Genomic DNA, 12,210 nt, shown 5'->3' with positions numbered 1-12,210 from the left:
AATATAATAGTCTTGAAAATACTTTCACAATTTTTTAAGAATAAATCGAAAATCGATGTCCGTATTTCGAAATTCTTTATTCAAAAAATTAGATTTCCTTTTGGTATTTGTAGATATAAATTGACGCTTTATTAGAGTCATCATCATTATCTTCGCACAAATACAAGGTGTAATTCTTTCCAGATTCTTTATACAACGCTAAACCTTCGATTTTCTTATCATCCGAAATTTTTTGCCAACGTGTAACCTCCATTGTAGCTAAATCTAACTCACCAATAATAGAACCTTTTATTTCTCCATTAAACTGAGTTGTACTTTTAGATTCTACTGTTGCTGTAAACAAAACTTTTCCATCTACTAAAATAGCATCCGAAAAAGTAGTCGTTTCATTATGAATTTTAGGCAAAGTGATTGGAAAAAAATCAATTATTTTCCCTCTCAAATCATTTATCCTACCTCTCACTCTATAAATTCCATTTACACCAGCAGGTCCATTTCCTCTGTTGAAAAAATATGTACAATGTCCATCTGTAATAATTCCTTCGATGTTAAAATCTTTTTTAGATAAATTCGAAACCTTTAAAAATTCATCCAAAAGAAAACTATAATTATCGTTTTGTACCTCTTTAGTTTTGATGTTATATGAAATCAAATCGAAACGATTTTCCTTAGAACCCGAACCAAGAATATACAAATGATTGTCAAATTTTGTAATCGCTTCAAAATCTGGTTTATCTTTTTTGGTGATATGTTTTGATTTTACTTCTGGATTCAAATCAACTTTATCCACTTCTTTTTTCTTTTTATTGTAAACGTACAAATGTGCTTTATCATCGGAAATCGTGTAAACATGGTGTTTGTCAACCACTAATCCAGATGCCGCTCCAAGCCCATTTATAACAATTAAAACCTTAAGAATGAAATTGTAAAACAACATAGATGTAAGATTTGTTTTTAAGAGGTTTCAAAAGTAATCAAAGAATATCAGAAACCTTGATAAATAACCGATTTTTTGTAAAAAAAGAACTTAACTTTGTAGCATTTAAAAAGAAAATTGAGAGATGAAAAAAATTCTAAAAATTTACATTGACGCCTACAGCGGACTTTCGAAAGAATCTTGGATGTTAGCCATCGTAATGTTGTTGAACCGAATGGGTTCGATGGTTTTACCATTTTTAGGAATTTATATGATCTCCGAATTAGGATTTTCTTTGGAAAACTCGGGAATAGTCTTAAGTTGTTTTGGAGTTGGTTCTGTAATTGGTTCTTGGCTTGGAGGTTGGATAACAGATAAAATCGGAAACTTTAAAGTACAAGCCATCAGTTTATTTCTAAGTGCTCCGATGTTTTTGATTTTACCTTATTTTAAAACGGTAGAATCTTTTGCTGTTATTATGCTTGTTTTGAGTATTATTAGCGAAATGTTTCGTCCAGCAAACTCAGTTGCCATCACACGTTATGCTAAGAAAGAAAATATCACTCGTGCTTTTTCGTTGAATAGAATGGCGGTTAATTTAGGTTTTTCAATTGGTCCATCAATGGGAGGTTTTTTATCTAATTATTCGTACGATTTATTATTCTATTGTAATGCAGGAGCCGCTTTGGTTGCTGGAATTGTATTCTTTGTCTTTTTCAATGGAAGAAAAGAACGAAATGCTGCCACAGAAAATATTTCTGATAAAGCCGTAGTCGAAAAAGAACGTAATGCATACACTGATACACCTTTCTTAGTATTCAATCTGTTTTGTGTATTATTCTCTATTGCATTTTTCCAAATCCTAAATACACTTCCATTATTTTATAAAGATGTAGTGCATTTAACACAAACAGAAATTGGATTATTAATGGGATTCAGTGGAATAATCATTGTTGTATTCGAAATGTTGTTGATCCATTATACCGAAAAAAGATTTACAGTTACACAACTTTTAGTTTTCGGTTCATTTATCACAGCAATTAGTTATTTTATCTTCACATTTAGTCACACATTAGGAATGTTGTACTTAGCAATTGGACTGATGTCTATTGGAGAAATGCTTGTTTTACCTTTGATGTCAACGGTTACAGCTTTTCGTTCGCAAAAAAATAACAGAGGAGCTTATATGGGATTAAACGGAATGACAGCAGCAATTGCCTTTATTGTTTCGCCATTTTTAGGAACTCACATAGCTACCGATTACGGTTTTAATACACTTTGGATAATCACTACAGTTATTTTAGTCATCGTAGCTATCGGATATCACTTTTTTACTAAACCACTTTTACCAAAAAATATTTAAGATTTTCTTATCTTCGATAATTATTAGTTGAAATCACATGAAAGTATATACAAAAACAGGAGACAAAGGAACAACAGGTTTATATGGAGGAACACGTGTCTCTAAAAATAGTCTAAAAATTGATTCTTACGGAACAGTTGATGAATTAAATTCTTATTTAGGATTGATTCGTTCTTATGAAATTGATCCAGCATTAGAGGAAGAAATTATCATCATTCAAAAAGGTTTATTCAATCTTGGAGCTGAATTAGCAACACCAGTGGATAAATTATACTTGGCAAATGGTAAACCTCGTATTCCGAAAACTATTTCTGAAGAAGATATTGTACAATTAGAAGAATGGATTGATGATTTGGAAGGACAATTGGAACAATTGACTCATTTTATTCTTCCAGGTGGAAATCAACCAGCTTCTCATGCACATGTTGCGCGTTGTATTTGTCGTCGTGCCGAACGTTTGACAGTTGGTTTGGCCGAAGAAGAAGAAATTCGTCCAGAATTACAAAAATATTTGAATCGTCTTTCTGATTATTTATTTGTTTTAGGTCGAAAAATTGCCACAGACAATAATCACGAAGAAGTAAAATGGATTCCAGGTGAATAAAAAAGCACTTTTATTTTTGAATGGCGAAGTCCCTACTATCCTGCCTGATACATCAAATTATGATATGATTTTTTGTACAGATGGTGCATTTCGTTATTTACAAAAACTACATATAACGCCCGATGTTATTTCGGGCGATTTTGATTCTTTCGAAATCAGTCAATTCCCTTCTGAAATAGAAGTTATTTCTACTCCAGATCAAAATGACACAGATTTTGCAAAAGCATTACAAATCATTTTGGATAAAGGTTTCAAAAACGTTGATGTTTTTGGAGCAAGTGGTCGTCAACAAGATCATTTTATTGGAAATCTAAATGCAGCATATCGATTCAAAGATCAAATCAATATTTTGTTCTACGATAATTATAGCCAATATTTTTTCGCAGAAAAAGAAACGAAATTAGAAGGTTATTTTGGAAGAACAATTTCGCTTCTCCCCTTTCCTGAATGTAAAAATATTATCACAAAAGGTTTGGAATATCCTTTGAATAAAGAAGATTTGAACTTACTTTCTCGTATAGGAACTCGTAACAAAGCCAATGAAGATGTGGTTACAATTGATTATTCAGAAGGTAATTTAATCATCTTTATCATCGATCAAGAATTTCCTATTTTGATTGCTTAATCTCACTATTTTTAGTGAAACGCATCTTTAGTATTTTTTGTACTTTTACTGAAAACCAAATTACTATGAATAAATTTTCAGTTATTGTAGCATCTATTTTAGCCGTTGGACTGATTGCTGCAACATGTATATTAGGGAACACCTACAAATATAAATTCAGAAGTTCTGAATCGATCAATGTTACTGGAAATGCTTTGAAAGATTTTAATGCCGATTTAGTTAAATGGCGTGCAACTTTTAGTCGAAAAGATTATGATTTACGTGTTGCTTCGGATCAATTAAAAGCTGATCAAACGGTTGTCAAAAACTTTTTGATTTCGCAAGGAATCAATCCAAAAGAAATTGTTTTTGAAGCGGTAAATATTTCAAAAGATTTTCAGTACGGAACAGATGCAAACGGAAATTCGATAAGTCAATTTACAGGATATAATCTTTCGCAAGATGCGACAATCGAATCGAAAGAATTGGATAAAATAGAGAAAGCTTCGCGGGAAATATCAACTTTAATTAGCCAAGGCATCGAATTGAGTTCATCTAATCCAAATTATTATTACTCGAAATTAGAAGATTTAAAACTTGAATTGATTGCACAAGCTTCTGAAAATGCAAAACAACGCGCTGAAAATATTGCAACAAAATCTGGTGCTAGTTTAGGAAAATTGAAACAAGCCGATTTGGGTATTTTTCAGATTACAGGAAAAAATGATAATGAGGAATATTCGGCTGGAGGTTCATTGAATACTACATCTCGCCAAAAAACGGCTCAAATTACTGTGAGAGCAAGTTATAACTCAAATTAAAAAATAAATAAAAAAAAGCTTCTTAATATTAAGAAGCTTTTTTTTGTCTATTTAAATACTACTGCAAGTAATATCAAAGCAGATATTACAATAAGTACATCTACAATTTTAATTCTAAAATTACCAATTCCAAAACCTCTTTTTGTAGCATAATTTTTTTTTGATGACATTATAAATCCAATTTCGGATGGAAATACTAAAAGCATGCCAATTATCTAAAGTAGAAAAATTATTTTATCATATTTTTAAATTTTTGCTGGAGCTTGAGCTGTTGCTGTTTTTGTGTTTTTCATATCTACAACTATCTTTTCATTTGTATCAGATAATAAAAGATTTTTTCTATAAATAGCTACGTTTAAAATTAAATCTATACGAGTTTGATCAAATGTAATACCATTATTTGGTTGAAATTTTAATCTCCATGTATTTCCTGATCCAATATATGCTCTAGAAGTATACAACACATTACCATTAATTCTTGTAGATGTTCCAGAAACTGTTTTACTATCTTTCGTTTCACCACTCGCTATACCATAAATTATAAATCCTCCAATCATCACATGATATTTAGAAGCATCTATTTTTGTGTCATATTCTGTTAAACCTGTATTTGGTAATTTATTAAACCTGAACGTTGCATAATTGATTGAAGCGTAACTCATTGTAGAAGGATTGAAAACTTTCATTTTGTTATCATCCTTATCAATTACGGTTAAATAACTATCATTTGATTTTCCTGTATAAATTCCAGGATTCTCAAAAAACCATTTATCAGTACTCCCTTTCGATATTGTTGTTCCATTTACATCTAATGTTCTTTTAGGATTATCGGTATTAATTCCTACTCCTGGAGTATAAGTTTGTCCAAATGTTATGGTTGTAAGTAGTATAATTACTACACTGTATATTTTATTTTTCATTTTAATCAACTATAGGTGTTACTGCATCTCCACTTTTACTATTATTTAAATTATAGGATTTTAAATTCAAGTTTTTGAAAAATCTATTCGGATAAATTAATACATCAAAGTAATAATTAAAAGCATTAGTTGTATTTGCAGGACTTGTTGAAGGGTTTCTAACTTTTACATGCCACATATTATCTGTCCCTACAAAGGCATTGTATTCAAATCTTCCTTTACTTGCTACAGCAGGAAAACCTTGTTTTAAATTATCAACAGCTTCAAAATTTGTGATAGCCACAAAATAATCACTTAATGGAATATTAAGGTTTAAATCATCTAAATCATCACCATTCACATTCTGTATTTCATAAGGCTGAATGATAATTGGTAAAACGTTTTGTTGACCATACATTTCTTTTATTTGTCCACTAACATCTCCTACCAGATTCGGATCTTGAGCAACTACTCTATAGTCTGTATTAACTTCAACATTATTAACTGTCTTTTTTTCAAGTAATTCTTCTAACTTATTTACTTGACCAACTTTATTTGTAATAATTAAATTTCCATTAATTTGTAATTCTTCAGAAGTTAAATCACTATTAGAAACACCTATTCCTATTTGACCGTACGAAATATTTGTTGTAAGTAATAAAATACCTACAATTAAAAATTTTTTCATTTTTATTAATTTAATATTGGAGTGCCTCCTGTATTTAGATTAGTCCCAGAATTATTCATTTCAACAGTTTGTTCTGGGAATATTTTTACATAAGTTTTCGGAAAAATAGAACATGTGATTACCCATTTCTGAGTTCCATTAGTTACAGTTGAATTTAAAGCGGGATAATCTGCATTTAATGTCCATTCATTATTTACTACTTTAGCACCAACCCCAGGTAAAGCACTTATAGTAGTACCTCCTGTAATATTTTCAGAAAAATATCCACTCAATACAACCAAAGCATATTTATTTGCATCAATTCTTGTATTAAAACTTTGAACCCAATCTCCCTCTGGAGCAATAAGCTCAAAAGTAACCAAAGCAGCAATACCTGTATTATCTGTCGTTCTTACATCTAATATTTCAATATTATTTGTAACAGTATTCTGTACTAATAAATTATAAGACTTCTTAATATCTGCCTCAACTGGAGCTAAGTTTTTAGGAAAAATTAATTGATTAGAAACCATATCTCCATTTACTTCTAAATCTCCTCTTGGTGTATCAGTATTAATTCCGACTTGGGCAAACATTGTGGTAGTAGAGAGTAATGTTGTGAGTGAAACTAAAATTGTTTTCATTATATTTAAAATTCAATTATGTATGTCTAATTGACTTTCATATGGATTAGGGAGCGCAAAGTTAGTCTTATCAATTTACCCAAAATAATGTTAAAACATCCATTTTAAGAAATCCAGCCAAAAAGAAAACAACTAAAATACTCGTTAACAAAAGCATACTTCTCTTTTTCTAATAAATTAAAAAAATAAACTTTAACTTTTTTCACAAATCATTAACAATTAAATTATAATTTTCCAACAACATAATATGTTGTAAATTTGCATTATGCTAAACAACGATACAATTTGTGCATTGGCCACTGCCAATGGAATGGGCGCAATAGCGGTTATTCGTATTTCTGGACCAGAAGCAATTTCTAAAGTTGCTCAGATTTATCAATCAAAATTTAATGCCACTAAATCTTTGAATGATGCCGAATCGCATACCATACATTTGGGTTATGTGATGGATGGAGATACCATTGTTGATGAAGCATTGTTCTCAATTTTTAAGAATCCACATTCGTATACAGGTGAAGATGTCGTTGAAATTTCGACACACGGATCGATTTATATTCAGCAAAAAGTTTTAGAACTTTTAAATAAAATAGGTATCAGAAATGCTGATCCGGGTGAATATACTTTCCGTGCATTTTGGAATGGCAAAATGGATTTAACACAGGCAGAAGCTGTAGCAGATTTGATTGCATCGGATTCGAAAGCTTCGCACGAAATTGCGATTAAACAAATGCGTGGAGGATTCTCGAATCAAATCAAAGATTTACGTGATCAAATGATCAATTTCGCAGCTTTGATGGAGTTGGAATTGGATTTCTCTGAAGAAGATGTTGAATTTGCAGATCGTACACAATTCTATGATTTATTGAATAAATTACAATCTATCTTAAAACGTTTAGCTGATTCTTTTGCTTTTGGAAATGTAATTAAAAATGGTGTTCCAGTCGCAATTGTTGGTGCACCGAATGCAGGAAAGTCAACTTTATTGAATGCTTTATTAAACGAAGAACGCGCCATTGTTTCGGATATTGAAGGAACAACACGTGATACGATAGAAGAAACTATTTACATCGACGGCGTTGGGTTCCGTTTTATTGACACAGCTGGTATTCGTGAAGCTGGAGATACGATAGAACGTATAGGAATCGAAAAAACATTTGAAAAAATAGACAATGCTTCGATTATTATCTATTTGTATGATGCCAATATAACTGCTGATAACCAAATTGCCAATCAATTGGATGACTTGCAACGTAGAGGAAAAATCTTGTTTAATGTTGCCAATAAAATTGATGTAACGAATAATGAATCGGCTATCTCAGCTGCTATTAAACAAGAGTTTAAAGATGTTGTTCATTTAGAAATTTCGGCAAAAGATCAATTTAATATTGATGCATTGAAAGAAAATCTAATTCATCAAATCAAATTGAAAGGAACAAATCAGGATGACACAATCGTTACAAACTCTCGTCACTTAGAAGCGTTGCAAAATACACTTTCTCAAATTGGAAAAATCAAACAAGGAATGGACATGGGACTTCCTGGGGATTTGTTAGCCATGGATATCCGTGAAGCTTTAACGTATTTGGGACATATCACAGGTGAAATAGATGTTGATCAAGATATATTAGGGACAATTTTTGGGAAGTTCTGTATCGGCAAATAAGTCTTAAAAAACTATGTTATATAGAAAAAGGTTTTCAATTAAAATATTGAGAACCTTTTTCATTTTTGGTTTTACGATTTCATCTTAAAAACGATCAAAAATTCGTCAAATGTTAGGAAGTCTTTTTTTCTTTTCCGATTAATTGCTTAGCTCTATTGAGTAAGCGAAGACTTTGCCTATATCCTTTTCCTGTAATGATTGATACATCTTTCGGATAAATCACCATTCTTTGTAATTCGTTATTTTTCATTTCTGTAATAATTAAAATTACCTCAATGAAACTTAAATGAATGATGTTAAAATTTACATCAATAAAATAAGATTTCCAAATCTTACTTGTAATCAAATACTTAGTCTTCGTCGTAAGGGTTGTTCTTCTTATGCAGTAAGTATGATGTTCCATAACTGCATGTTGCTCCAACTATTCCCATACAAATCGTATAAACAAGTTGCTCCCATTGAATAGTCGCTAGTAAACTTGTCATTGTCCCTCCTATTGTTCCAACAATTAACGATGTATTACTATTATTCATCATCATTACTTTGAACTTTGTCGTTTACTGTCAATTGACTTACAGCTGATATTACTCCTCCTGCAACTGTTAGGTATCCTCCTATGGTCACCAATGTTGTTGGTAATGCTACAGGAGCAGCGATCAATATTCCTCCAATTGCAGCTAAGGTTAATCCTATGTTTCGTAATTGTTGGAACAATTTAGGAGTAGGTGCTGTAAAACGATTAATAATTGTCATGTTGTTTACTTTTAATCATTAAAATCACTTTTTGATCACGATCAAGTTTATCATTTACTAATGTTTTAAAATTTGTAAATGCTTTTCTTGATAACTCTCCTCTCCCTTCACCTGTTAATTTGGTTACTGGAGCTATACATCCTTGCAACTCGGTTTTTGCATGATTGGCAGGATAAATTAAGATCATTGAACGATTGGGCACATTTGTAATCAGAAAATGTTCTCCAAATTTTTGTGAGCTTCTCTTTTTTATTGTGTAACATCCTTCTGGTATACATGATTTACGTAGTTTGTTCTCTTTCCATAGTAATTCAATTTTAATGCAAATCAGTTGTTGCTGTAACCAAAGCTGTCCATTGGTTCCGTCAGGTAAATACTTTCTTTTTAAACTAAATCTATCTTTTATTTTTTTATAGTTATTAGTCATTTTATCTGTAGCCTATCTCACTCCACATTCCTCATACCATAACTAACCACTGCATAAACTTTTCATAAAATTCTAATCTCTTTCCATATAAAACAAGTTACTACAAACCATATGTCATTTATAATCAATGAAAAACTTTTTTTTACCTTTTTGTCATACAACACCAATTTTTAGAAAAATAGATCATTTCTAAAAAAATAAAACCATCAACAACAAGCTATTTAATTCGACAACTAAAAAAATAAATGAATAGTGTTTTTCATACTACTCTTTACAACTGAAATCACATCTCTCAATACTAATGTCTCACATATAAAATCTTAAATCATAAAGAAATAAAAAACTCCTACTTTCGATACACGAACACCGAACAAACCATACAGAACGCATATACAATGGATACAGAATGGATACTGCTCGGATACACAACCGATACAGAAAAGTATCATTTTCGATATACACCGATATATGAATTTAACACTTTTTAACACATAATATTTCTAATTCGTAATACATAACTCATAATACGTAAATCTAAATTCTCCCTTAGCCATTCCCATTCATCAACCACCAATTTTGTTCACAGCTCATCAGGTTTGAACTACTTAAAGTCATTCAATCTACATTCGAATTGTTGCTGAACCAAGTCAAAAAAAATTAATTTAAAATCTATTGAAATGGGAATAAGGATGAATTGTTATTTCGAAGTAAATCGTGTATTTACTAAACCTCAAATTCATTAAAAAAACACTTTATCAATAAAACCTTCATTTCGAATGGAATTCTAAAAAGAATTTTGTATCGAGAAAAAGGGTTTCAAATAATCTGGTTAAAATAAGATTACCTTATATAGAACAATTCTAAAACTTCTCAAAAATGAGATGTATTTCAAAAAATGATATCTATTTTTAAAAAACGAGATGCATTAACAAAAAATCGTCTGTTTTATCTAAAAATAAGTATTGACTTGCTCAATAACTTCTCTGAAATTTGTATAACACTAATCCTTAATGTTTTAGCATTAACCGTAAAATACTAAAAGATGAGAAAAATTGCACCGTTTATACAAACGCTCATCTGCTACCTATTTATTGTTTTGTTTATTTATGCAGCGGTGAGTAAACTGATAGATTTTGAAACCTTTCAAACGCAGCTAGGACAATCGCCCTTATTAGCAAGTTATGCGATTCATATATCGTATGGAATTATTGCGATAGAACTTGTAACAGCGGTTCTCTTGATGTTTGAACGAACTAGAAAATTAGCCTTACAAATTTCACTTTTCTTAATGGTGATGTTTACCACCTATATTGTCATTATTCTACATTTCACGGCGTTTACTCCTTGTTCTTGTGGTGGAGTTTTAGAAAAGATGGGATGGACGGAACATTTGATTTTTAATATCGTATTTGTAGGTTTAGCTCTAATTGGCATTAGAATAGCAAACAATTCTCAAACATGGAGAGGTTATATAATTGAACAAACTACTCTTACAATAGTCGGAATTGTTAGTGTAATCATTTTGTATAGTTTATCTGAACAAAAATCTCAGTATAACAATTCTTTTACTAGGAAATACATTCCGCATTTAGCAGAAAAACTAACTACACTCAATTTAGAATCCACAGGTTATTATATAGCAGGTATTGATAGTTGTTATGCTTATTTAGCTCATCCTAATGCTCCTTTATTTCTTAGAACTTATGATTACCATACGCAAAATGTGATTAATAATCGGATCAAAATAAAAAATGAGCTACTCCCTTATAAACGAATAATAACATACGTTAACTCCCCATACTTCTACTTAGGGGATGGAACAGTAGGAATTATAGAAAAAGGAATATTAAACGATTATACAGCTTCTCTTGAAACTATTGATAATGCTTATTATAATCAATATGTTCCTGGAAAAAAAGATCATTTTGGTCTTTCTATAACAAGTCAAAAAACTAAACAAACAGCACTCGCTTTATTGTATAAAACAGTGGATGGATATCAACTAAAAATAAACGATACAACTTTAAAAAGCCAACAAAATGGAGCATTTGATTTGGATGGATTACTAATTTGGAATGAACAACATCAGATCTTTTTATATGTCTATTATTATAAAAATGAAATTATCATCCTTGATTCTATGATGAATGAAAAAAATGTTATGAAAAGCATCGATTCTTTAAATGAACCAGAACTTGATGTTGCTTTTTATAAAAAATACCAAAACTATCGATTAGGTCCTAAAACAATTCGAGTAAATGAAACGATAGCTACCTATGGAGATTATCTCTACATCCACAGCAAACGACTGGGAAATTTTGAGGAAGAACATCAAAGTGCAAGCATCATAGATGTATATGATCTTGTAAACAACCATTATCTCCACAGTTTTTACCTCTATCATAAACCTAAACAACAACTTAGGGATTTTAAAATATACCAAAACTCTGTTTTCGCTGTAATTGATGATGAAATCTATCGCTATCAATTAAAAAAATAATCGTTGCGCAACGCAGGGGAAGACTGAAAACCTGTACAATAGAGTAAGTCACCACATTAAAATGAAACAAAATGAAAACAAATTTTCTAAAAAAAGCGCTACCTATCGGGGTAGGAATGATGGCTGTTGCTTTTGCATTTGCCACTGAAGGGAAAGCTTCTAATCAATCTACAGGATATGCAACTGCATATATTTACAATGATTTAGAAGAATGTGAACAAGTAGATGCCACTTGCAATAACATAGGAACTGTAAGTTGTACAATTGGTTCTAAAGAAGTATTTGAATTTAAAAATGGTACTCAATGTAGTCAAAACTTGATGCATTGGCAACCATAATCTAAAGGAAA

General features: G+C 30.8%; 15 protein-coding genes. 7 read left to right on the top strand and 8 right to left on the bottom strand.

Annotated elements, in window-relative coordinates; all coding sequences use genetic code 11:
- Positions 1-88: 88 nt before the first annotated feature.
- A complete protein-coding gene (locus FH779_RS07645) occupies positions 89-937 on the bottom strand; it encodes a DUF6929 family protein (RefSeq protein WP_038330421.1) in 849 nt (282 codons plus the stop codon).
- Between the two features lie 124 nt (positions 938-1,061).
- Here FH779_RS07645 and FH779_RS07640 point away from each other — a divergent pair, with 124 nt between their 5' ends.
- The 4 genes from FH779_RS07640 to FH779_RS07625 all read left to right on the top strand — a co-directional run bounded on the left by FH779_RS07640 (position 1,062) and on the right by FH779_RS07625 (position 4,308).
- Positions 1,062-2,279 carry an MDR family MFS transporter gene (locus FH779_RS07640; RefSeq protein ID WP_038330420.1) on the top strand — a complete coding sequence of 406 codons (1,218 nt, stop codon included), beginning with the start codon at positions 1,062-1,064 and terminating at the stop codon, positions 2,277-2,279.
- Between the two features lie 37 nt (positions 2,280-2,316).
- The gene (locus FH779_RS07635; RefSeq protein ID WP_038330418.1) at positions 2,317-2,883 is read left to right on the top strand and encodes a cob(I)yrinic acid a,c-diamide adenosyltransferase; all 567 of its coding nucleotides are present in this window, start codon (positions 2,317-2,319) and stop codon (positions 2,881-2,883) included.
- Positions 2,876-3,508 carry a thiamine diphosphokinase gene (locus tag FH779_RS07630; RefSeq protein ID WP_038330416.1) on the top strand — a complete coding sequence of 211 codons (633 nt, stop codon included), beginning with the start codon at positions 2,876-2,878 and terminating at the stop codon, positions 3,506-3,508. The genes FH779_RS07635 and FH779_RS07630 overlap by 8 nt, the downstream gene beginning before the upstream one ends.
- A 65-nt stretch (positions 3,509-3,573) precedes the next feature.
- Positions 3,574-4,308 carry an SIMPL domain-containing protein gene (locus FH779_RS07625; RefSeq protein ID WP_180906616.1) on the top strand — a complete coding sequence of 245 codons (735 nt, stop codon included), beginning with the start codon at positions 3,574-3,576 and terminating at the stop codon, positions 4,306-4,308.
- A gap of 245 nt (positions 4,309-4,553) precedes the next feature.
- On the opposite strand, the gene FH779_RS07620 is transcribed toward FH779_RS07625, so the two are convergent.
- The 3 genes from FH779_RS07620 to FH779_RS07610 are packed head-to-tail and all read right to left on the bottom strand — an operon-like array spanning position 4,554 to position 6,518.
- Complete coding sequence (locus tag FH779_RS07620; RefSeq protein ID WP_038330413.1) at positions 4,554-5,228, bottom strand: hypothetical protein; 675 nt, start codon at positions 5,226-5,228, stop codon at positions 4,554-4,556.
- A gap of 1 nt (position 5,229) precedes the next feature.
- Complete coding sequence (locus FH779_RS07615) at positions 5,230-5,895, bottom strand: hypothetical protein (RefSeq protein ID WP_038330412.1); 666 nt, start codon at positions 5,893-5,895, stop codon at positions 5,230-5,232.
- 5 nt (positions 5,896-5,900) lie between these two features.
- Positions 5,901-6,518 carry a hypothetical protein gene (locus FH779_RS07610; RefSeq protein WP_180906615.1) on the bottom strand — a complete coding sequence of 206 codons (618 nt, stop codon included), beginning with the start codon at positions 6,516-6,518 and terminating at the stop codon, positions 5,901-5,903.
- 265 nt (positions 6,519-6,783) lie between these two features.
- Here FH779_RS07610 and mnmE point away from each other — a divergent pair, with 265 nt between their 5' ends.
- Positions 6,784-8,181, top strand: a complete 1,398-nt coding sequence (gene mnmE, locus FH779_RS07605) for a tRNA uridine-5-carboxymethylaminomethyl(34) synthesis GTPase MnmE (protein WP_038330407.1) — start codon at positions 6,784-6,786, stop codon at positions 8,179-8,181.
- Positions 8,182-8,293: 112 nt separating this feature from the next.
- On the opposite strand, the gene FH779_RS07600 is transcribed toward mnmE, so the two are convergent.
- From FH779_RS07600 to FH779_RS07585, 4 genes are read right to left on the bottom strand one after another with little or no spacing between them, the layout of a single operon-like run.
- Positions 8,294-8,527, bottom strand: coding sequence for a hypothetical protein (locus FH779_RS07600; RefSeq protein WP_152606054.1), 234 nt, complete (start codon positions 8,525-8,527; stop codon positions 8,294-8,296).
- A 4-nt stretch (positions 8,528-8,531) separates the two neighbouring features.
- Positions 8,532-8,717, bottom strand: coding sequence for a hypothetical protein (locus FH779_RS07595; RefSeq protein ID WP_152606053.1), 186 nt, complete (start codon positions 8,715-8,717; stop codon positions 8,532-8,534).
- Positions 8,707-8,934 carry a hypothetical protein gene (locus FH779_RS07590; RefSeq protein ID WP_038330403.1) on the bottom strand — a complete coding sequence of 76 codons (228 nt, stop codon included), beginning with the start codon at positions 8,932-8,934 and terminating at the stop codon, positions 8,707-8,709. The genes FH779_RS07595 and FH779_RS07590 overlap by 11 nt, the downstream gene beginning before the upstream one ends.
- Positions 8,921-9,361, bottom strand: coding sequence for a DUF5675 family protein (locus FH779_RS07585; RefSeq protein ID WP_052217425.1), 441 nt, complete (start codon positions 9,359-9,361; stop codon positions 8,921-8,923). Before FH779_RS07585 ends, FH779_RS07590 begins: the two co-directional genes overlap by 14 nt.
- A 1,042-nt stretch (positions 9,362-10,403) precedes the next feature.
- On the opposite strand from FH779_RS07585, the gene FH779_RS07580 reads away from it, so the two are divergent.
- Together FH779_RS07580 and FH779_RS07575 are read left to right on the top strand one after the other, a co-directional pair.
- On the top strand, positions 10,404-11,861 hold the full coding sequence (locus FH779_RS07580) for a MauE/DoxX family redox-associated membrane protein (protein WP_180906614.1): 1,458 nt from the start codon (positions 10,404-10,406) through the stop codon (positions 11,859-11,861).
- 71 nt (positions 11,862-11,932) lie between these two features.
- A complete protein-coding gene (locus tag FH779_RS07575; protein ID WP_180906613.1) occupies positions 11,933-12,199 on the top strand; it encodes a DUF6520 family protein in 267 nt (88 codons plus the stop codon).
- Positions 12,200-12,210: the final 11 nt, after the last annotated feature.

Source organism: Empedobacter falsenii (assembly GCF_013488205.1).
Taxonomy (GTDB): Bacteria; Bacteroidota; Bacteroidia; order Flavobacteriales; family Weeksellaceae; genus Empedobacter; species Empedobacter falsenii_C.
Note: the sequence above shows the minus strand (reverse complement) of the source record. Positions and strands in the feature narration are given on the sequence as shown.

What these genes read in the sequence shown, in the direction of transcription:
- FH779_RS07645 (WP_038330421.1), bottom strand. Translation starts at nt 937, where the DNA reads ATGTTGTTTTACAATTTCATTCTTAAGGTTTTAATTGTTATAAATGGG.
- FH779_RS07620 (WP_038330413.1), bottom strand. Translation starts at nt 5,228, where the DNA reads ATGAAAAATAAAATATACAGTGTAGTAATTATACTACTTACAACCATA.
- FH779_RS07615 (WP_038330412.1), bottom strand. Translation starts at nt 5,895, where the DNA reads ATGAAAAAATTTTTAATTGTAGGTATTTTATTACTTACAACAAATATT.
- mnmE (WP_038330407.1), top strand. Translation starts at nt 6,784, where the DNA reads ATGCTAAACAACGATACAATTTGTGCATTGGCCACTGCCAATGGAATG.
- FH779_RS07575 (WP_180906613.1), top strand. Translation starts at nt 11,933, where the DNA reads ATGAAAACAAATTTTCTAAAAAAAGCGCTACCTATCGGGGTAGGAATG.
- FH779_RS07590 (WP_038330403.1), bottom strand. Translation starts at nt 8,934, where the DNA reads ATGACAATTATTAATCGTTTTACAGCACCTACTCCTAAATTGTTCCAA.
- FH779_RS07610 (WP_180906615.1), bottom strand. Translation starts at nt 6,518, where the DNA reads ATGAAAACAATTTTAGTTTCACTCACAACATTACTCTCTACTACCACA.
- FH779_RS07640 (WP_038330420.1), top strand. Translation starts at nt 1,062, where the DNA reads ATGAAAAAAATTCTAAAAATTTACATTGACGCCTACAGCGGACTTTCG.
- FH779_RS07625 (WP_180906616.1), top strand. Translation starts at nt 3,574, where the DNA reads ATGAATAAATTTTCAGTTATTGTAGCATCTATTTTAGCCGTTGGACTG.
- FH779_RS07585 (WP_052217425.1), bottom strand. Translation starts at nt 9,361, where the DNA reads ATGACTAATAACTATAAAAAAATAAAAGATAGATTTAGTTTAAAAAGA.
- FH779_RS07595 (WP_152606053.1), bottom strand. Translation starts at nt 8,717, where the DNA reads ATGATGAATAATAGTAATACATCGTTAATTGTTGGAACAATAGGAGGG.
- FH779_RS07635 (WP_038330418.1), top strand. Translation starts at nt 2,317, where the DNA reads ATGAAAGTATATACAAAAACAGGAGACAAAGGAACAACAGGTTTATAT.
- FH779_RS07580 (WP_180906614.1), top strand. Translation starts at nt 10,404, where the DNA reads ATGAGAAAAATTGCACCGTTTATACAAACGCTCATCTGCTACCTATTT.